General features: G+C 65.2%; 15 protein-coding genes and 1 pseudogene. 8 read left to right on the top strand and 8 right to left on the bottom strand.

Going from position 1 to position 19,376, the window contains the following annotated elements; genetic code table 11:
• Positions 1-92 precede the first annotated feature (92 nt).
• The 3 genes from phaC to clpS all read left to right on the top strand — a co-directional run bounded on the left by phaC (position 93) and on the right by clpS (position 3,206).
• Positions 93-1,826 (top strand): class I poly(R)-hydroxyalkanoic acid synthase, encoded by a 1,734-nt coding sequence (gene phaC, locus PIB19_RS11720; RefSeq protein ID WP_271237503.1) that lies wholly within the window; start codon positions 93-95, stop codon positions 1,824-1,826.
• A gap of 115 nt (positions 1,827-1,941) precedes the next feature.
• Entirely contained in the window at positions 1,942-2,697 is a 756-nt protein-coding gene (locus tag PIB19_RS11715; RefSeq protein WP_271237502.1) for a phasin family protein, read from the top strand.
• Positions 2,698-2,873: 176 nt separating this feature from the next.
• On the top strand, positions 2,874-3,206 hold the full coding sequence (clpS, locus tag PIB19_RS11710) for an ATP-dependent Clp protease adapter ClpS (RefSeq protein ID WP_271240972.1): 333 nt from the start codon (positions 2,874-2,876) through the stop codon (positions 3,204-3,206).
• A gap of 4 nt (positions 3,207-3,210) precedes the next feature.
• Here clpS and PIB19_RS11705 read toward each other — a convergent pair whose 3' ends face one another.
• Positions 3,211-3,921 carry a Crp/Fnr family transcriptional regulator gene (locus PIB19_RS11705; protein ID WP_271240971.1) on the bottom strand — a complete coding sequence of 237 codons (711 nt, stop codon included), beginning with the start codon at positions 3,919-3,921 and terminating at the stop codon, positions 3,211-3,213.
• Positions 3,922-4,070: 149 nt separating this feature from the next.
• Here PIB19_RS11705 and murA point away from each other — a divergent pair, with 149 nt between their 5' ends.
• From murA to PIB19_RS11690, 3 genes are all read left to right on the top strand, one after another.
• The gene (gene murA, locus PIB19_RS11700) at positions 4,071-5,354 is read left to right on the top strand and encodes a UDP-N-acetylglucosamine 1-carboxyvinyltransferase (RefSeq protein WP_271237501.1); all 1,284 of its coding nucleotides are present in this window, start codon (positions 4,071-4,073) and stop codon (positions 5,352-5,354) included.
• A 570-nt stretch (positions 5,355-5,924) separates the two neighbouring features.
• Entirely contained in the window at positions 5,925-6,212 is a 288-nt protein-coding gene (locus tag PIB19_RS11695; protein WP_271237500.1) for a hypothetical protein, read from the top strand.
• A 240-nt stretch (positions 6,213-6,452) separates the two neighbouring features.
• Positions 6,453-8,390, top strand: coding sequence for an acyltransferase family protein (locus tag PIB19_RS11690; protein WP_271237499.1), 1,938 nt, complete (start codon positions 6,453-6,455; stop codon positions 8,388-8,390).
• A gap of 94 nt (positions 8,391-8,484) precedes the next feature.
• On the opposite strand, the pseudogene PIB19_RS11685 reads toward PIB19_RS11690, so the two are convergent.
• From PIB19_RS11685 to PIB19_RS11675, 3 genes and pseudogenes are all read right to left on the bottom strand, one after another.
• Positions 8,485-10,807 (bottom strand): annotated as a pseudogene (locus PIB19_RS11685) (GH92 family glycosyl hydrolase).
• Between the two features lie 70 nt (positions 10,808-10,877).
• Positions 10,878-11,324 carry a hypothetical protein gene (locus PIB19_RS11680; RefSeq protein ID WP_271237498.1) on the bottom strand — a complete coding sequence of 149 codons (447 nt, stop codon included), beginning with the start codon at positions 11,322-11,324 and terminating at the stop codon, positions 10,878-10,880.
• Positions 11,228-13,396, bottom strand: coding sequence for a glycoside hydrolase family 9 protein (locus tag PIB19_RS11675; RefSeq protein WP_271237497.1), 2,169 nt, complete (start codon positions 13,394-13,396; stop codon positions 11,228-11,230). Before PIB19_RS11675 ends, PIB19_RS11680 begins: the two co-directional genes overlap by 97 nt.
• 94 nt (positions 13,397-13,490) lie before the next feature.
• Here PIB19_RS11675 and PIB19_RS11670 point away from each other — a divergent pair, with 94 nt between their 5' ends.
• On the top strand, positions 13,491-14,975 hold the full coding sequence (locus tag PIB19_RS11670; protein WP_271237496.1) for an MFS transporter: 1,485 nt from the start codon (positions 13,491-13,493) through the stop codon (positions 14,973-14,975).
• 199 nt (positions 14,976-15,174) lie between these two features.
• Positions 15,175-16,071: an iron-containing redox enzyme family protein gene (locus tag PIB19_RS11665; RefSeq protein ID WP_271237495.1), complete on the top strand. Its 897-nt coding sequence runs from the start codon at positions 15,175-15,177 to the stop codon at positions 16,069-16,071.
• A 4-nt stretch (positions 16,072-16,075) separates the two neighbouring features.
• Here the strand turns inward: PIB19_RS11665 and PIB19_RS11660 are convergent, their stop codons facing one another.
• The 4 genes from PIB19_RS11660 to PIB19_RS11645 form a co-directional block, all read right to left on the bottom strand.
• Positions 16,076-16,837 (bottom strand): hypothetical protein, encoded by a 762-nt coding sequence (locus PIB19_RS11660; protein ID WP_271237494.1) that lies wholly within the window; start codon positions 16,835-16,837, stop codon positions 16,076-16,078.
• A 98-nt stretch (positions 16,838-16,935) separates the two neighbouring features.
• On the bottom strand, positions 16,936-18,243 hold the full coding sequence (locus tag PIB19_RS11655; protein WP_271237493.1) for a cystathionine gamma-synthase family protein: 1,308 nt from the start codon (positions 18,241-18,243) through the stop codon (positions 16,936-16,938).
• 83 nt (positions 18,244-18,326) lie between these two features.
• The gene (locus PIB19_RS11650; RefSeq protein ID WP_271237492.1) at positions 18,327-18,845 is read right to left on the bottom strand and encodes a methylated-DNA--[protein]-cysteine S-methyltransferase; all 519 of its coding nucleotides are present in this window, start codon (positions 18,843-18,845) and stop codon (positions 18,327-18,329) included.
• 38 nt (positions 18,846-18,883) lie between these two features.
• The gene (locus PIB19_RS11645) at positions 18,884-19,285 is read right to left on the bottom strand and encodes an EVE domain-containing protein (RefSeq protein ID WP_271237491.1); all 402 of its coding nucleotides are present in this window, start codon (positions 19,283-19,285) and stop codon (positions 18,884-18,886) included.
• Positions 19,286-19,376 lie beyond the last annotated feature (91 nt).

The raw sequence follows: 19,376 nt of genomic DNA, 5'->3' as shown, positions 1-19,376 counted from the left end.
TAAAGCGTTCTTACGCCATTCCTGCGTGTCCGGGAATGACGTCTCGGCTTGTCGGCGCTAAAGCGATGGAACGCGCCGCTGGAGAGCAACACATGGCCGATACCACGACTCCGCTGCCCAGCCTGGAGGATCTCCAGCATTGGACCTGGGTGCTCGGCAAGGCGCAGCAGATGATGCTCGAGCACGGCATCGACCTGATGGAGCAGGTCCCTGCCGCGCCGGCCTTCGGCGCGATGTTCGATCCCGCCGCGCAGATGCGCGCGAGCGCCAATTTCTGGGCGGACACGATGCAATTGTGGCAGCGCTTCCTCGATCCCGAGCACGCCGCGCCGTTCGAGGAGACGCCCGAACAGGCACGCGACAAGCGCTTCAAGGCGCCGCAATGGCGCGAGGAGCCGGTCTTCGATTTCCTGCGCCAGAGCTATTTCGTGATCGCCGATCACCTGCTGAAGGGCGTCGACGCGCTGGATGGAGTCGATCCGAAGCAGAAGGAGCAGATCCGCTTCGCGACCAAGGGCTTCATCGACGCGGTGAGCCCGACCAACTTCCCGGCGACCAATCCGCAGGTGCTCGAGAAGATCGTCGAGACCAAGGGCGAGAGCCTGCTCAAAGGCTTGCAGAACATGCTGTCGGACGTCGCCAAGGGGCAGATGACGCAGACCGCGGAGGGCGCGTTCGAGCTCGGCCGCAACCTCGCGATGACACCCGGCAAGGTGGTCAAGCGCACACCGCTTTACGAGCTGATCCAGTATTCGCCGGTGACCAAGCAGGTCTACGAGACGCCGCTGATCATCTTCCCGCCGTGGATCAACCGTTTCTACATCCTCGATCTGACGCCCGAAAAGAGCTTCATCGGCTGGGCGGTGGAGCAGGGGCTCACCGTCTTCGTCGTCTCGTGGAAGTCGGCCGATGCGACGATGAAGGACGTCGTGTGGGACGATTACGTCGAGCGCGGCCAGATCGACGCGATCGACACGGTGCGTGACCTGCTAGGCGTCGAGAGCGTCCATGCGATCGGCTATTGCGTGGCAGGGACGACGCTGGCGGCGACACTCGCGGTGCTGGCGGTGCGCGGGCAGAGCGAGAAGGTCAGGAGCGCGACCTTCTTCACCGCGCAGGTCGATTTCTCAGAGGCCGGCGACCTGACCATCTTCGTCGACGACGACCAGCTGGCGCTGATCAAGAGCCTCGGCGCCGAGGGCTTTCTGGACGGGCGCTACATGGCGGCGACCTTCAACCTGCTGCGCGGGCGCGACCTGATCTGGAATTACGTCACCAACAATTACCTGATGGGGCAGGATTATGTGCCGTTCGACCTGCTCCACTGGAATTCGGACGTCACCAATCTGCCCGCGACCTGGCATCTGAGCTATCTTACAGATCTGTACCGCGACAACAAACTGGCGGTGCCGGGCCTTCTCTCGATCGAAGGCACGCCGGTCGATCTGACGAAGATCACGACCCCCACCTATGTCCAGGCCGGCCGCGAGGATCATATCGCGCCCGCAGCAAGCGTCTGGAAGATCACCCACCACTTCAAGGGACCGCTCAAGTTCGTGCTGGCGGGTTCGGGCCATATCGCCGGCGTGGTGAACCCGCCGGCGGCGGGCAAATACCAATATTGGGTCAACGACCAGAAGGTCGAGACGCTCGCCGAATTCATGGCAGGTGCCCGGGAAACCAAGGGGAGCTGGTGGCCGGATTGGGCGGAATGGATCGAAAGCGTCGATGCCACGAAGGTGGATGCAAAAGGTGCACGCGTGCCCGGAAAGGGCAAGTTCAAGGCGCTCGAAGATGCGCCGGGGAGCTATGTGCGCACCCGCTAAAGCCTTCATTCCGTAACGTAAATGCCTTTATTGTGCAGTGCACAAAAATGCTCTTGCATCGCACGCAACGACCCCCTACATGCTGCATTGCAGCAATAGTCAGGGGACGATTCGCATGGCCACCAAGGGACCGAAAGCGCCGGCAAAGCCCGTCGCTCCGAAGCCTGCGGCGCGCGCCAGGAAGCCGGCCGCGCCCAAGGCTGAGGCTGTTGTTTCCAAGGCTGAGAAGTCCGCGCCGGTCGTCGTTGCCGAGGCTGTTGCCCCGGTGATTGCTCCCGAGCCGGCACCGGTCGTGGAAGCAGTATCGCAGGAAGTAGTCGAAACCGTCAAAGTCGCGGCAGAGCAGGCCCAAGCCGCCGCCGCGGAAACCGTCAATGAAGCCGAGATCGTCGCCGAGACGGTCGCGAAACCCATCGTCAAGGAAACCATCACCATGGCTACCAATTTCGAAACCAATACCGCCAAGGCCCAGGCCCTGTTCGCCGATTTCAACGATCGCACCAAGGCCGCCGTCGAAAAGTCGACCAAGCTCGTCGAAGAGGCCAATGAGTTCGCCAAGGGCAACCTCGAAGCCGTCGTCGAGTCGGGCCGCATCGCTGCCAAGGGCTTCGAGTCGCTCGGTCAGGACGCCGCCGAATATGGCCGCAAGTCGTTCGAGAGCGCGACTGCCGCGCTGAAGTCGTTCGCAACCGTCAAGTCGCCGGCCGAATTCTTCAAGCTGCAGAGCGACTTCGTTCGCGGCGCGTTCGACTCGTATGTCGCCGAAGCCTCGAAGAACACCGAAGCCGTGCTCAAGCTCGCCGGCGACGCCGCGCAGCCGATTTCGAGCCGCTTCGCGGTTGCCGCCGAGAAGGTGAAGACTGCTGCCTGAGCGCATCGCGCTCCAGTAAACGCGTAAATGGGGCGGCTGCCGAAAGGCGGCCGCCCTTTTCTTTTGACGATGCGTGCTTTTTTGGAGCCGTGCGGCATTGCTGTGGCCTTGCCTCCACTCCGGCGAGCCCATATTTTCAACGCGACATGGCCGAACCAATCACATTCAATATCCAGATGGCCGAAGACGGCGACGACGATACGGGGACCCGCGACCCGTCGGTCGGGCTCGCGACGCGTACGCGCACGCGGACCAAGAAGCCGACGCCGTACCGCGTGCTGATGCTCAACGACGATTACACGCCGATGGAGTTCGTCGTCCTGTGCCTCCAGCGCTTCTTCCGGATGAACATGGAGGAAGCGACTCGCGTGATGCTCCACGTCCATCAGCGCGGCGTGGGGGTGTGCGGGGTGTTCAGCTACGAAGTCGCCGAGACCAAGGTCAGCCAGGTCATCGACTTCGCCCGGCAGAACCAGCACCCGCTGCAATGCACGCTGGAGAAGGCGTGAACCGCTAGCTCCGTGGTTGCGGCAGCCAGCTCAGATCCAGGCCCTGGAAGCGGTTGACGTAATTGGCCGCGCTGGCGAGTGCGCGTTCGTCGATCAGCGTGACCCGGCCCGCCTCGCGGCGGATCAGGCCGTCCTCCTCCAATTGGCGCAGCATGCGGTTGACATGGACCGCGGTGAGCCCGGTGGCGTCGCCGATCTCCTCCTGCGTCAGGCCGAGCGCGAAGACGTTGGCGATGCTCTTGTCGGTCGCGCGCAGGCGGTTGCGCAGCTCGATCAGCAATGCGGCGACGCGCGCCTTGGCGCTGGTGCGGCCGAGGGCGGCGAGCCGATCGGTCAGCGCCACGCGCTCGATCTGGCAATAAACCAGGATCAGCGCCGAGAGCCGCGGATGATCGCGCATGATCTCGGACAAAGCGGCGCGATCAAACGGGGAGACGACGCAATCGGAAAGCGCCGCCAAGGTCTCGGGCGCTTCCTGATAGACTGCGCTCGACACGCCGAGCATGTCGCCCGGAAACAGGAAGCGCAGGATCTGCCGGCTGCCGTCGTCGAGCAGCACATAGCTCATCATCAGCCCCTTGCGGAGGATGAACAGCTCGTTGCACGGCTCGTTCTCACGCTGCAGCACCGCTCCGCGGCGCACGCGCCGTTGGCGTGCCTCCAGTTTTTCGAGCGCGCCCCGTTCGCCTTTGGTCAGGTCGACGAGTTCACCCAGCACATCCGCGAAACAACTACCCGACACGCTTTTGAATTCCCCCACCCGACGTGCAAAGCAGTGCCGTGGAATCAATGCATTAAAGTCGATCAATAGTCTCACGGCCCGCCGCGCTTGCGCGCACGCGCCGAGGCACTAGAAGCTCGGCCATGGACCGCATCCTCATCCGTGGCGGAAATCGCCTTTCCGGGAAAATCGCCGTTTCGGGGGCGAAGAATGCCGCGCTCACGCTGATGCCCTGCGCATTGCTGACCGACGAGCCCCTCACGCTCCGGAACCTGCCACGGCTCGCCGACGTCGACAGCTTCGGACATCTACTGAATGAGCTGGGCGCGTCGACGGCGATCGAGGGGACACGGCCCAATGATTTCGGCCGGGTTATGACCGCGCGTGCCGGCCGGCTGACCTCGACCGTCGCGCCCTACGACATCGTGCGGAAGATGCGCGCCTCGATCCTCGTGCTGGGGCCTTTGCTCGGCCGGGCAGGCGAGGCGACGGTGTCGCTGCCCGGCGGCTGCGCGATCGGCAACCGGCCGATCGACCTGCACCTCAAGGCATTGCAGGCAATGGGCGCGGAGATCGAAGTCGCGGCGGGCTATGTGAAGGCCAGCGCGCCGGGCGGGCGCCTCGCGGGCGGGCGCTTCAGCTTCCCGGTGGTGTCGGTCGGGGCGACCGAGAATGCGCTGATGGCGGCGGTGACCTGCAAGGGTACGACCGTGCTCGACAATGCGGCGCGCGAGCCCGAGATCGTCGATCTGTGCAACCTGCTCGTCGCGATGGGCGCGCATATCAACGGCATCGGCACCGAGCGGCTGGAGATCGAAGGCAAGGATCGCCTGCACGGCGCGACCTACGCCGTGATGCCTGACCGGATCGAGGCGGGCAGCTATGCCTGCGCCGCGGCGATCACCGGCGGCGATGTCGAACTGGTCGGCGCCGAGGCGAACGACATGCGCGCAACCCTCGACGCGCTCATCCAGGCCGGCGTGACGGTCGAGGAAAAGAAGAGCGGCATCCGCATCGCGGCAGAGGGCAAGCTCAAGCCGCTGACGCTGTCGACCGCGCCTTTCCCGGGCTTCGCAACCGACATGCAGGCGCAGTTCATGGCGATGCAGCTGGTCGCCGAGGGGGCCAGCGTGTTCACCGAGACGATCTTCGAGAACCGCTACATGCACGTGCCCGAGTTGGCGCGCATGGGCGCGCATATCGACGTGCGCGGGCGTACCGCCGTGGTGCACGGGCCGACCAAATTGGTCGGCGCACCGGTGATGGCGACGGATCTGCGCGCATCGATGAGCCTGATTATTGCCGGCCTCGTTGCCGAGGGCGAGACGCAGGTCAGCCGCGTCTATCACCTCGACCGAGGCTATGAGCGGCTCGAGGAGAAGCTCCAGGGCGTGGGCGCCGATATCGAGCGCGTCGGCGACGGCTGAGGCGACCCCCGCCTAAATTGACTCTTTTGCCGGAAACACGATTCATCTCGCAAGATTCTTTCGCGAGATGGAGACAAGTTGCGGACGAGTCAAAGAGCGGCGGCGCATAGTCCGACACCGCGAGCCAAGCAGACGAAATCCTACATTGCAAGCGGGCGATTGCGGGCGTCGATTTGCCGATGATGTAACGGGCCAAGCCCCTCCCCTTCAGGGGAGGGGTTGGGGGTGGGGCCTGCCCGTCTCACTGAGACTTACGCTTGGGGCACTGCCCCACCCCAACCCCTCCCCTGAAGGGGAGAGGCTAAGAAGGTCCGCCATCACCGTTGGCAGGTAAGGAGCAATGCCAGGTTCCGTCATGCGGGGAAGCAATTGCCCCACGCGCTTGTTAGCGATACCATCGCAAAAAACAGGAGGGGCTGGATGCGTGTGCTCGAATTGGCGGCTATGACTGTCGCACTGACACTTGCGGGTGCAGCGCATGCCCAGGTGTCCGGTAATCCTGCCCCGTCGGCGCCTCCGCCGCCACCCGAAACTCGCGGCCCCGACACGCGCGATTCCGACTTCAACCGGATGCGAGACGACGTCGCCGGCCGCGCCGCGGGCCCGACCAGATCGCTACGCCCGGTCCCCGTGTCTCCGGAGGATGTCACGCCGGGCAGCGAAGTGCGGGATTCGAAGGGCGTCGTGATCGGCTCGATCGAGAGGGTGGGCATGGGGTTCGCGGTGATCGTCAGCCCGGGTGGCAAGATCGAAGTGGAATTCGCCTCGCTCGCCAAGAACAACAAGGGGCTGCTGATCAACATGCCCAAAGCCAAATTCGACGCGATCGTGACGGGCAGCCACAAGCCGGCGAACTGAGCATATCGGCGCGTTGACGGCCCGGAGAGCGACCTGACAACATTATGCGCGTACAGCGCCGCATGATGGATGACCGCTTCCCAGTCCGTCAGCGCGGTTGTCAAACAGCCATAGATCCCTGCCACTGACCCGTTCCACGGCGAGCCGGGGCAAGCCCGCGCCGAGCCGCCATTGCTCTAGCTCGGTCCGTTCCGTTAGGCTTGCTGCGCTGCAGTATGCGCAAAAGGGGCGTATCACCTAATGGCGAAGCTGTACCGCGCGGACATCGACGGATTGCGGACCATAGCCGTAATCCCGGTCGTCATCTTCCACCTCGGCACCAGCCTGTTCTCCGGCGGTTTCGTCGGGGTCGACGTGTTCTTCGTGATCTCGGGTTTCCTCATCACCCAGACGTTGCTCAGCGAGACGGGCACGCCGGGAGCGGCGCTGCTCGACTTCTATAAGAGGCGAATAAAGCGCATCTTCCCGGCGCTATTCGTTCTTTATCTGGCCGTCATGGCAGCGGCCTGCGTGCTGTTGATGTCGGATCAGGCCGCTGAAGTGGCGCAGTCGATCATCGCGTCGATCTTCTTCGTATCCAACGTCCTGTTCTACAGCCAGAGCGACTATTTCGACGGTGGCCTGGACAGCAACCCGCTGCTTCACACCTGGTCGCTCTCGGTCGAAGAGCAGTTCTACGTCTTCTTCCCGTTGCTCATCTTCTTCACCCGGAGCATCGGCGAAACGCGCCGCCGCCAGATCGTCTGGGGGCTGACGATCGCCAGCTTCGTCGCGTCGGTGTGGATGGTCTCGCGCGACGCGAGCGGCGCATTCTATTTGATCCCCTTCCGCACCTGGGAACTGGCTCTCGGCTCCCTGCTGGCAATCGGAGCGATTCCCGCGCCGCGCAAGCAATGGCAGGCGGAGGCCGGCGCGGTGCTGGGCCTCGCGATGATCGGCTATTCCGCCCTCTTCTTCAACAAGGCGACCCTCTTCCCCGGCGCGTGGGCGCTGATCCCCTGCGTGGGCACCGCATTGGTATTACTGTGCGGCACCGGCTGGACGACGATCGCCGGGCGCGTGCTGTCACTCTGGCCGATGCGCTTCATCGGCCTGATCTCCTACTCGCTCTATCTCTGGCACTGGCCGATCATCGTCTTCTACCGTCATCTCGACAGCCGGCTCGACAATGTGGAGCGCGCGGCGCTCCTGATCGCCTCGATCGCCGCGGCAACGATCTCGTGGAAGTTCGTCGAGCAGCCTTTCCGCCGGCCGTTCAAGCTGAGTTCCGGCGCGGTCGTCGCCCGCGGCACGGCGGCGATGGCGGCCTGCGCCGCCGCGGTGCTCGCGCTCGCTTCCGTGAACGCCTATTTCTATCCCATTTCGGCGGAGGCGCGCGGCGTGCTCGCTTATGGTGAGCGGACCGGCCGAACCGCGATGATGCGCACCGGCACCTGCTTCCTTACCACCAAGCACAGCTTCGCCGATTACCAGGCCGACGAATGCCTGGCGGCGAGTGGAGACAAGCCGCGCGTGCTGATCATCGGCGACAGTCATGCCGCACATCTTTATTACGGACTGAAGCAGGCGCTGCCGGGCATGCAGGTGCTCCAGGCCACGGCTTCGGGATGCAAGCCGCTGCTCCACAGCAGAGGCGCGGCGCAGTGCCTGACGCTGATGCATCATGCCTTCGACGAATATATCGCCAAGGTCAGGCCGGACGTCATCATCGTCTCGGCACGCTGGCTGGACGGGGACGTGTCCAAAGTGGCGGAGACCGTCAAGGCGCTGCAACGATTGGCGCCGCACGTGCTCGTCTCCGGCCCGATCGTCGAATATGACCAGCCGCTGCCGCGGCTGCTGGCGATGCAGATCGATCGGGGCGAGCCGATCGAGAAGCATCGCGCGAAGGAGATCGCCAATGTCGACGCGCGATTGGCTGCGGCGAGCAAGGCTGCCGGCGTCCCCTATTTCTCGATGTACCACGCGGTGTGCGCACCGGAGTGCCAGCTATGGGCGGCCCCTGGCGTGCCGGTGCAGTTCGACTATGGCCATCTGACCCAGCAGGGTTCGGTGATGGTTGCCCGCCGGATGGTGCGCGATATCGAAGGTCTGTTCGCCGCGCCATCGGACGTGGCGGCGATAGGGAGATCGGTATTGTCCGGCGCTGAGGCTGCCGGCTCCGACACCCTGCCTTAGCCTGTCGGGACCGGGCCTTCAGCGGTGGCGATTTGGCTGACTCTGGCCACGGCCTTCAGCAAAATCGCCCGGAAATCAGCCATTCGCGTGTCGCTTAACGCCCCATGCTCGTCGAGAAGGGGCGTGCGGCGCGGGAAGTGGCCCAGCTCTTGTTGGGGTTTGCCTGCATCGTGAAGTGCAGCTCGCCCCCGGCGGTGAGTTCGTCGTGGGTGATATAGCTGCGCGCCAGCGGTTTCCCGTTGAGCGTGACCTTGCCGACATAGCGATTGGCGTCCGACAGGCCATCCGCCAGCACAACGAAGCGCTTGCCATCGGGCAGGCTGAGCGCGGCGCGGTTCACGAAGGGGCGGCCGAGCACATACTGGTTCGATCCCGGCGCGACCGGGTAGAAGCCGAGCGAGGTGAAGACGAGCCAGGATGACATCTGGCCGAGATCGTCATTGCCCGACAGGCCTTCGGGGCCGGTCTTGTACTGGCTCTCGACGATCTGCTTGAGCCGCTCCTGCGTTCGCCAGGGCTGGCCGGCGAAATTGTAGAGATAGGCGACGTGGTGGCTGGGCTCGTTGCCGTGGATATACTGGCCGATCAGCCCGGCAATGTCCTCGGCATGGCTGTAGTCGATCTTCGAATTATCGAAGTCGAACATCGCGTCGAGTTTCTTCACCGCCGCCTGGTCGCCGCCGAGCAGGGCGAACATCGCGGCCTGGTCGTGAGGCACGAACCATGAATATTGCCACGCATTGCCCTCGGTATAATCCGATCCGTAGTTGATCGCGGTGGGATCGAACGGAACGCGGAAGCTCCCGTCGGCCTTGCGTGCGCGCAGGAAGCCGGTTTTCGCGTCGAAGCTGTTGCGCCAGTTTGCCGAACGCTTCTCGAAGGCGGCGGCGACATCGTCCTTGCCGAGCGCGCGGGCCATGCGGGCGATGGTCCAGTCGTCATAAGCGTATTCGACGGTTTTCGACGCGGCTTCGGGCTCCTTGTCGATGGGGACGTAGCCGAGCTTCATATAGTGGTCGAGCCCGCCATAGGGGCCGTAGCTCGCGCTCTTGACCATCGCGTCCAGCGCCGCGTTTGCGTCGAAGCCGCGCACGCCCTTCAGATAGGCATCGGCGATCACCGGGACGGCGTGATAGCCGATCATTGTCCAGGTTTCGCGGCCGTGGAATTGCCAGATGGGGAGAATGCCGAAAGGGCTCTCCTTCTGGCTCGCGAGCAGCGACTGGACGAAGTCGGCATTGCGGCGTTCGGGCTGGACGAGCAGCAGCAAAGGATGCTCGGCGCGGAAAGTATCCCAGAGCGAGAAGGTCGAGTGGAAGGTGAAACCCTCGGCCTTGTGGACCTGATCGTCTGGACCGCGATAGCGGCCGTCGGCATCCGAGAAGACGCTCGGCGCCATCAATGCGTGATAGAGCGCGGTTGAGACCATCGTCTTCGTCGCGGCGGGCACCTCGATCTCGATCGCGCCGAGCGCCTGTTCCCATGCGGCCCGGGTCTTCGCCCGGACGGCGTCGAAATTGCCGCGCTCGGTATCGAGATTGGCGATCGCATTGTCCTCATCGACGCTCGACAGCGCGACCTTGAGTTCGAGCGGCTTGTCGAGCTTGCCGAAATCGAGCCGGGCGACGAGCGCGCGGCCCGCGAGCTGGTCGACATCGTCGCGGCCGCGGCCAGGACCCTGGAAGCCCTTATACTCCACCTTCTCCTCGCGGTTGAGGAAGGCGTGGGACGTCAGGGGGCGGAGGGGCGCATCGCGAAGAAGAGTTTCCGTGCGGGCGCCCAGCCGCGCGTCTCGCGCGCGCCGGTGATCGTGCCGTCGGGGCGGATGCGGATCGACGACCAGAGCGTCTTGCCCGGATAATTGTAGAGCGCGCTGCGCAGATCGACGATCAGATGCGCGGGCGCGCCGGCGGGGAAGGCATAGCGATGCACGCCGACGCGGATGCCGGCGGTCATCTCGGCACGGATGCCCGGATCAGCGAGGGTGACGCCGTAATAGCCGGGCTGCGCGGTCTCGGTGTCGTGGCTGAAGCGCGAGCGATAGCCCGAGCCGGGGGTCTTCGGATCGCCGGGTTCGAGCGGCACGCTCTCGCCGGCCGCGGGCATGACGAGGAAGTCGCCGAGATCCGAATGGCCGGCGCCCGAGAAATGGGTGTGCGAGAAGCCCTGGATCGTCGGATCGTCATGCCGATAGCCGGCGGCATGGCCATAGCATTCGCGGATCACGCAGCCGGTGTCGGTGTCGGGGCTCAGCTGGACCATGCCGAATGGAGCGACGGCTCCGGGAAGGTATGGCCCTCGCCGCCGGTGCCGATGAACGGGTCGACGCTTTCGTACGTGGTCTGGGCGGCGAGCGGTGCGGCGGTGAGCGACAAAGCGGCGAGCGCGGCGAGGGCGCGGCTAAAGCTACTGGGCATGGGGGCGGGTTAAAGCATGGCTTCGCGCGACTTTCTACCGTCATCCCGGCGAAAGCCGGGATGACGAGGATTAGCGCTTCCCCAGATCGATCGCGGCCTGCACGAGCGCGATATAGCTGGGGCTCATGTTCACGACGTATTCGTTCTCGCCCCAGAAGAACGGCCAGTTCTCGCTGTTCTCGGGCAGATCGGGCTTGAGGATCAGGGCGCCCGGGACGACGCCGCCGGCGATGAACGAGAAGTCGGCGCGGTTGTTGCCATAGGCGACTTCCTTCGATCGCGTGCCCACCCCGGATACGAACGAGATGTCCGATCCCGGATGCGTGCCGTGGAGATAGTCGAGCGCGCGGAACACTTGCCGGCCGTCGCTCAGCGCGGGAAAGGCCTTGTGGATCGCATAGTCGATGAGGCCGACCTGGATCACCAGGCCATTGCCCGCCCAGCCGCCGGTGGTGATCGGGACGCCATAGGGATTGGCGCCGGTGAAGGGCGTGGCGCTCGCCTTGAGCTTGCGCACCGCGGCCTCGACATTGCTGCGATAGGCCGCGTCCATGAAGGGAGAGCCTGCAGCGCCGTCTCGGCATATTGGCCGAAACGCGGCGCGATCTCGGGCCAGAGCTCGGCGATCCGCGCGGCATATTGCGGGTCCTTCGTCGTCGCGAGCAACTCGACCGCCGCGGCGAATTCCTCGCCGGGCAGCCAGCCGCCGGTGGTGTTGCCATGGCTGAAGATGTTCGGGGCGTGGCTATGCTCCTCGGCCCAGACGTCGCGTGCCAGCTTGAGCGCCCTGTCGGCCAGCGCGTCGTCATAGCCGCGGAGCGCCCGGCTCGATGCCGCCAGCGCCGCGGCCGAGCCGTAATTGAGTGCGCTCGACTTGCTGGTGAACACCCAGCGATCGTCGGGGGTCCCGCTGCGATCGCCCTTGCGCTCGCCGAACTTGAGGTCGAGATCGTAGATCAGCCCGTCGGTCTTCGACGCGGCGTCGCCGAGATGGGTATATTGCGCGACATCGGGCTCGACCACGCCGTGCACCGCATAGCCGACCGCGTCGTACATCGAGGCGAGATAGCGTACGCCGTGCTCGATCTGCTGGAGAATGTCCGGCTTGCCGTCGGGGACGTGCATCTCGACGCGGCGGAGATCCTGATCGACGAGCGTCTGGTCGCGCGTCGGCTTATGGTCTTCCCAGATGCCGACCAGCGTGCGGACGACGGCATATTGGGTCTGGGTGCGGATGTCGAAATCGCCGGCGTCGAGCCAACCGCCGACATTGAGGCCGGGGATATGCCCGCCGGGCTTGTACTTCGTGTCGGTGGTGGGGCCCTGGCGGTAGAGATCGACATGTTCGTGGTCGGTCGGCGCCTGCCGCGCATCGTCGCGGTGGCTGTCGCCGTGCCAGATGCGGTAGGCTTCGTTGACCAGCATATGGTCCATCTGGACGGGCAGATAGACGTCGAGGCTGGGATGCCAGGCGTCAGCATAGATTGCGGGATCGATGCGGAAGCTGGCGGTGCGCTTGCCGGCATATTCGAGGCTGTAGAGGCCGGGCTGGCGGACGCTGGTGAAATCGAAGGTCAGGTAATTGTAGCGGAGATATTTGCCCCAGGCTTTGGGCGTGCCGGAGAGCGCCACCGCTGTTTTGCCGGTCTCGTCGATGCCGAAGAGCTTCGCGGGACCGGCGGGCCTGGCATTGGCGTCCAGTTCGATCACCGCGGTCTTGGCCTGCGCGGGCGTATAGCCGAGCTGCGAATGGCCGATCACCGGGTCACGCAGCCAGCCGGGGACGCTGTTGGGGCTGAGCGTCCATTCGACGACGCGTCCGGTCTTGTTCGCGGGCAGCAGGCTGCGCAGCACGAACCAGCCGTTCTGCGCCTGGTTGCGGCCGTCGAACAGTTCGAGGCTGCCGGTGTCGGTGCGTACCGTCACGCGGCGCGCGGGATCCTCCGGAGCGAAGACCAAAGTGCGGCCAGACGCCATCGGCAGCGGTTCGGCGCCGGGCCCGATGTCGCGTCCGCTTGCGGCGTTGCGCTCGCCGCCTGCGACCATGTCGCCGGCAGGATAGAGCGGGAAGGCACCGGGCTTGCCGTCGGCGAGGAAGCTCTTGTGGAAATAGGCCGAGGGCAGGAATTCCAGGTTGAAGCCGGCCTTGCCGGCGAGCGCGGCGGGCAAGGGCTGGTCGAGGATCACCGCGACATGGACACCGTCGGCGCGGCGCTCGGCGCGGATCCGGTACTGGAACTTGTATTCGGGATATTCGAGCAGCGCCTCGATTGCGCCGGTCTTCGCATCGACCTCGCGCTTCACCATCCGGCCGATCGGGTCCCATTGACCCGGCGTGGCGGAGAGGCGGACATCGCCGTTGGTCGCGGTGCGCTCGCCCTGCTGGACGATCTCGACGCCGCTGATCTTCGAATCGGCGAACAGGCCGTCATACCAGTTGGAGAAGACGAGGACGTTGACGCCGCGCGCTTCGAAATAGCCGGCCTCGTTCAGCCGGAGATCGGTTTGCGCGGCGGCCGGAGGCGCCAACCCCGCTGCGCTCGCCAGAAGACACGCACCCAACAGCCGGCGCCCGATTTTGCCCTTCACGTCGCTCTCCTCTATGCCCGGATTTGCTCCGGCGTTTGCATAAGTTAGCGCTAACACAGACAAATGGGGCGGGGGAAGTCTTGGGGGTGCGGTCGTGCAATTGAGCAGTGTTCTATCCGATCGGCGCGGGGCCTGGATCTTCGTGCTCGGCTGCGCGGCGGTCACCGCAGGGGTGCTGATGCACATCCCGATGTTCATGATGGGCAAGAGCATGCACTTCATGCTCGCCGGCATGCCGATGGGCTGGGACATGGTCGCCGGCATGGGGCTGATCATCATCGGCTGCCTCGTCGCCGCATACGGCCTGCTCCCGCGCGACGTCGCGGCGCACCGGGCGGCGAGCGAGAGCTTCGAGATCGCCGCGCCCGAGGACGCACATTTGGGGCCGGCGCATTGGGGGCTGATGGCGGTGCTCGTCGTCGCCCTGATCATCGACATCATGAAGCCCGCGGCACTGGGGTTCACCGTGCCGGGCATGATCGTGGAATATGGCGTGCCCAAAGCGACCGTGTCGCTCGTGCCCTTCTTCGCTTTGCTCGGCACGGTGACGGGGTCGGTGGTGTGGGGCATCCTGGCCGACATTTACGGCCGCAAGGCATCGATCCTGCTCTCGGCGGTGATGTTCGTCGGCACGTCTATCTGCGGCGCGATGCCCAGCCTGGCGTGGAATATCGGTATGTGCTTCATGATGGGCGCGGCGGCCGGGGGCATGCTGCCGGTCACCTACGCGCTGCTCGCCGAAATGATGCCGAGCAAGCATCGCGGCTGGAGCCTCGTGCTGGTCGGCGGGCTCGGCGCAGTCGGCGGCTATTTCGCGGCGAGCGGCGCATCGGCATTGCTCCAGCCGATCTTCGGGTGGCGGATCCTGTGGCTGCTCAACCTGCCGACCGGGCTGCTGCTCGTGGTGCTCGGCGTGTTCATTCCCGAATCAGCCAAGTTCCTGCTCGCGCGCGGGCGGCGTGCCGAGGCCGCGGCGGTGATGGCGCGGTTCGGATCGACCGTGAAGAAGGTGGTGGCGCCCAAGGCGGCGGAGTCGGCCGCGAAGGCGCATGTGCCGCTCACCGGCGCCAAGCTGATCGGCAAGCTGGCGGCGCTGTCGATCGCCGCGATCGCCTGGGGGTTGATCAATTTCGGACTGCTGCTCTGGCTCCCCGCCGATCTGGTGAGCAAGGGCTATTCGGTCGCGGTGTCGAGCAAGCTGCTCGCGGCATCGGCGCTGATCGCCTTCCCGACGGTGTTCGTCTGCGCGTTCATCTACAGCCGGTGGAGCACCAAATGGTCGCTCGTCACGGTGATCGGCATCACCTTGCTCGGGCTGGTGGGCGTGATGTGGCTCGAACTGAGCGGCAGCGGATCGCCGGTGCTGCCAGTGGCGCTGCTGATCGTCGGATCGAACGGGATCATCGCGATCCTGCTGCCCTATACCGCGGAGAGCTTCCCGCTGCGCGTGCGCGGCCGCGCGACCGGCTGGGTGGCGGCATGCACCAAGGGGGCGGCGTGCTCGCGCAATTGCTGTCGATCACCGCTCTGGTGCCGGCGATGGGCTGGGCCGCGATCGCGATCATGGTGCCGACCCTGATCGCGCTGGGGCTGGTAGCGTGGTTCGGGCGCGAGACGCGCGGCGCCGATCTGCGGCGGCTGGACGAGGCGATGGACGAGCCGCTTGTCGGGTGATTGATTTGGGTTAAATTCCAGCATGTTGCGCGCCTGAAAACCGCCGCGACGGGAACAATCCGCGCTGCCTGCCGGTTGGAACGCCGGCAGGAGAATATAGCAACATGGCAACACGTCCGAGCGGCTTCGCAAATCATGCGGGCTCGCAATTCCTAACCGACAGCTTTCAACGTGGGCTCGCGCACTGGAATCGCGAGCGGCTGGAACCTGGCTTCCCGAGCGAAGACTGGAGCCGTACTTTCGAGCGCGACATCAGGATGCAGCGGCTGGAAGGCGGCTTCGTCGAAGAGCTGCGCGCCGAGGTGATCGACGAAGCGGCGCAGGCGCCGACGGATGTCGAAGGCTTTATCGCGTGGTTCGAGGAGCTGAAGAATTCCGGGCCGGGACAGGGCGACCCGCTGTTCCCCTGGCTGGCCGATGAAGCGAGCATCGACGAGTTCCGCTGGTTCTTCGAGCAGGAAGCGGCGGGCGAGGCCGGGTTCGACGATCTGGTCGCGATGACGCAGGTCAAGCTTCCCGTCCGGCCCAAGCTCGAGCTCGCGCGCAATTATTGGGACGAGATGGGGCACGGCACGTTCAAGGGCATGCACGGCCCGATGCTCGACGCGCTGGTCGAAACGCTCAAGGTGAACCCCGTCATCGAGAACACCGTGTGGGAGAGCCTCGCGCTCGCCAATGCGATGACGGCGATGGCGACCAACCGCCGTTATGCCTGGCATTCGGTGGGTGCGCTGGGCGCGATCGAGCTGACTGCGCCGGGACGCTCGGCGCTGGTGGCGGACGGGCTTGAGCGGCTCGGCTTTTCGGCCAAGGAGCGGCGCTATTTCTCGGTCCATGCGGTGCTCGACATCAAGCACAGCATCGAATGGAACAAGGAGGCGATCCGTCCCGCGGTGGAGGAGGATCCGGCGCGGGCGACCGCGATGGCCGAGGGTGCGCTGATCCGGCTGAAGTGTGGTGCGCGCTGCTTCGAGGCGTATCGGGAGAGGCTCTGGGGCTGAGGAGTCAGATCGCCTTGGACAACTCGGCATAGACCAATTTGCCCTCGGCCGCCTTGATCAGCGCCGCCTTGAGCTGGAAGCTCAACGGCGCCGCGCCATGCGCGGCGAACCAGGCACGCTTCGCGACTTCGACCAGTTCGTTGGCGCCGGCCGGCGTATGGAGCCACTTGCGTTCGGCGGCGACCATCTCGGTATAATCCTCCGTGCGCTTGCCCCAGAAATCGCGGTCGCCCGGCATGGGCATGCGGCCCTCGGCAAATTCGTAGACACGGCGGATGGCTTCCTGACGCTCGGCGGGGGCGGCGTTGAGTTTGGCGCGTTCCTTGGTCACGATCGGCGCGAACCAGGCTTTGCCCAACTTGACCTGGGCGTCCCAGGTTGCCTGCTCGAGCGGAGTCGAAGGGCGGCCATGGACTTCGACAAAGGCGTTGTCGATCGCCTCGGCGCGAAGCGCTGCCCCTTGCGGCTTGGCGATCGCCACCTTGAGAAAGTTCACGGCGTCGATGAATTTCACTTCGTCGGTGACTTGCTGTGCCATGCCATATTCGGGCGAGACCATCAGCGTGAGGTAGATCAGGATGTCGTTTTCCGCGGGTTTGCGGCCGAGCACGATCGCCGATGCCGAGGTGAAGGCCGCCTGCACGCGCGCGCTGCTCTCAAGGGCTTTCAGGCGATTGTCGATGTTGCCGACCTGAGCGGACGCCGTTGCGGAGAACGCGCACGCGCCGAGCGCGAGCGCGGCCAGCGCCGAACGAAGATAGGTCATCGCGAAGCCTCCTGGAGGAACTCCGAGACCGCGATACTCTGGCCCCATCCGGATCATGAACCCGTGGCCGGCGAGGCGCAAGGAAGGGGCGTGGCGCGCTAGACCGCCTTCAGCGCTTCCTCGAAGTCCGAGATCAGGTCATCGGCATCCTCGACGCCGATCGAGATGCGGACGAGATTGTCGGTGATCCCCAGCGCCTGTTTGCGTGCCTCGGGCACCGAGAGATGGGTCATTCCGGCGGGGTGGCTCGCGAGCGTCTCGGTGCCGCCGAGGCTGACTGCGAGCTTGGCGATCTTGAGGCTGTCGAGAAAGGCGAAGGCCTCCTTCTCTCCTCCCTTGAGATAGAGCGAGAAGGTCGAGCCCGCGCCGGTGCAGTGGCGGTTGTAGATGTCGGCCTGGCGGGAGCCTTCCTCGAGGAATCCCAGATAGCCGACATGTTCGACCTTGGGGTGCGTGCGGAGGAATTCGCAGACCTTCACGGCGTTCTCGCCCGCGCGGCTCATGCGGAGCTCGAGCGTCTCCAGCGATCGCAACAGCATCCACGCGGTGTGGGGATCGCAGATCGTGCCGATGGTGTTGCGCATCAGCCGGATCGTGTTGATGTGCTCCTTGTTGCCAAGCACGCCGCCGGCGACGAGGTCCGAATGGCCGCCGGCATATTTGGTGAGCGAATAGACGACGATGTCGGCACCCTGCTTGAGCGGCTGGGCCCAGAGCGGCCCGAGAAAGGTGTTGTCGATCGCAATCGGGGGCTTCGCGCCCTTGAAGATCGCATCGCGGCTGGCGGCGACGGCTTCGACGTCGACCAAGGCGTTGGTCGGGTTGGCGGGCGATTCGAGGTAGATCAGGGCGACGTTGCCCGATGCGGCCTTCGACAGCACCGCGTCGATCTCCTCGCGCGTCGCCCCGGCCGGGAAATCGAGCCAATGGACGCCGAAGCGGCCGAGGATGCGTGCGATCAGCGTCTCGGTGGCGGCGTAGAGCGGGCCCGAATGGACGATCGTGTCGCCCGGCTTGACCATCGACAGGAACAAAGTGGCGATCGCCGACATGCCGCTGGAGAAAGCGAGCGCGTCCTCGGCGCCTTCCCAGATGCCGAGGCGGTCTTCGAGGATCTCCTGATTGGGGCCGTTGAACCGCGAATAGACGAGCCCGTCGGCGCCGCCCGGGCGCTTGCCGGTGACGCCTTCGAAGTGGCGCTTGCCCGCGGCGGCGCTGGGGAAGACGAAGGTCGAGGTCAGGAAGATCGGCGGCTTCAGCGACCCTTCCGACAGCACCGGATCATAGCCATGGCCCATCATCATCGTCGACGGCTTGAGCTTGCGGCCGCCGATCTTTTCGACGCTCGCCTTGGGGCGGCGGCGCGGGGCGGCGCCGGTCAGCTCGGCTTCGGTCTCGTCGGTCATGGGGCTCTCCGGAATCTCTCAGTTGGTATCGTCTGTAACGAGTTGGCCGGTGAAGCATATCCCCAATCCGTCGCGCGCGCGCCCTAAGCTTCGCTGACCTTTCGCTCGATCCCGAGCAGCAGTTCCTTCGCTTCCAGTCCGCCGGCGAAGCCGGTCAATGCGCCGTTGGTGCCGATCACCCGGTGGCAGGGAGCGACGATGGAGATCGGGTTCCGCCCGTTCGCCGCGCCTACTGCGCGCGACGCGCTCGGCCGGCCGATCTGGCGGGCGATCTCGCCATAGCTGCGCGTCTCGCCATGCGGGATCGTCAGCAATGCGGCCCATACGCTCTTCTGGAAATCGGTGCCGCGGAAATCGAGCGGCAGGTCGAATCGGGTCCGCTCGCCCGCGAAGTAAGCATCGAGCTGCCGTTCGGTCTCGGTGAGCACCGGATGGTCGGGCGCTTCCTCGAGCGCGCCGAGCCGCACGCGGCCGGGGCGGTCATTCTCCCAGAGGATTGCAATCAGCCCGGCATCGCTCGCCACCAGGGTGAGCGCGCCGACGGGGAGGGGATCGTCTTGAACTTGTCGGTCATGGCAATGTCCTTTCGTTGGAAGGACCATGCCGCACCGGGCCGGCAGATGCTTCCCGCGGCTTGCGCTCAACCTTCGCCCATCTCCAGCAGCGCCTTCCACTCCCGGTCGCGCACCGGCGTGACCGACAGCCGTGACTGGCGCAGCATCTCGAGCTCCTTGAGCCGCGGTTCGGTCTTGATGTCGGGGAGCGGCACCGGCTTTTTGAGCTTCTCGACCGGCTTGACCGCGACGCTGGCCCATTTGCCGTCATCGCCGTCGGGCTGCCAGGCGCGGGTGATCTCCATCACGCCGACCACCGCCTTTTCGGTATTCGAATGATAGAAGAAGGCGCGGTCGCCGGGCTGCATGTCCTTCAGGAAATTGCGCGCGGTATAGTTGCGCACGCCATTCCATTCGGTGGCACCGTCGCGGACGAGGTCGTCCCACGAATAGGCATCGGGTTCGGAGCGGAGGAGCCAGTAAGCCATCGGAACCCGTTAGGGTCTGCCCCCGATATCTGCAATGACCGGGATCGCCCGGAGACGGGCGCTGGCAAGGAAGCTCGCGCAGTGCGGGCTG

The organism is Sphingomonas sp. 7/4-4 (assembly GCF_027941955.1).
In the GTDB taxonomy this organism is placed as follows: domain Bacteria; phylum Pseudomonadota; class Alphaproteobacteria; order Sphingomonadales; family Sphingomonadaceae; genus Sphingomonas.
The sequence above is the reverse complement of the archived record's forward strand: the minus strand, read 5'-3'. Positions and strand labels throughout refer to the sequence as shown.

Bases quoted from the DNA above. Each gene is read 5' to 3' on its own strand.
- phaC (WP_271237503.1), top strand. From the start codon at position 93: ATGGCCGATACCACGACTCCGCTGCCCAGCCTGGAGGATCTCCAGCAT.
- PIB19_RS11715 (WP_271237502.1), top strand. From the start codon at position 1,942: ATGGCCACCAAGGGACCGAAAGCGCCGGCAAAGCCCGTCGCTCCGAAG.
- clpS (WP_271240972.1), top strand. From the start codon at position 2,874: ATGGCCGAAGACGGCGACGACGATACGGGGACCCGCGACCCGTCGGTC.
- murA (WP_271237501.1), top strand. From the start codon at position 4,071: ATGGACCGCATCCTCATCCGTGGCGGAAATCGCCTTTCCGGGAAAATC.
- PIB19_RS11695 (WP_271237500.1), top strand. From the start codon at position 5,925: ATGCGAGACGACGTCGCCGGCCGCGCCGCGGGCCCGACCAGATCGCTA.
- PIB19_RS11690 (WP_271237499.1), top strand. From the start codon at position 6,453: ATGGCGAAGCTGTACCGCGCGGACATCGACGGATTGCGGACCATAGCC.
- PIB19_RS11665 (WP_271237495.1), top strand. From the start codon at position 15,175: ATGGCAACACGTCCGAGCGGCTTCGCAAATCATGCGGGCTCGCAATTC.
- PIB19_RS11660 (WP_271237494.1), bottom strand. From the start codon at position 16,837: ATGACCTATCTTCGTTCGGCGCTGGCCGCGCTCGCGCTCGGCGCGTGC.
- PIB19_RS11655 (WP_271237493.1), bottom strand. From the start codon at position 18,243: ATGACCGACGAGACCGAAGCCGAGCTGACCGGCGCCGCCCCGCGCCGC.
- PIB19_RS11650 (WP_271237492.1), bottom strand. From the start codon at position 18,845: ATGGTCCTTCCAACGAAAGGACATTGCCATGACCGACAAGTTCAAGAC.
- PIB19_RS11645 (WP_271237491.1), bottom strand. From the start codon at position 19,285: ATGGCTTACTGGCTCCTCCGCTCCGAACCCGATGCCTATTCGTGGGAC.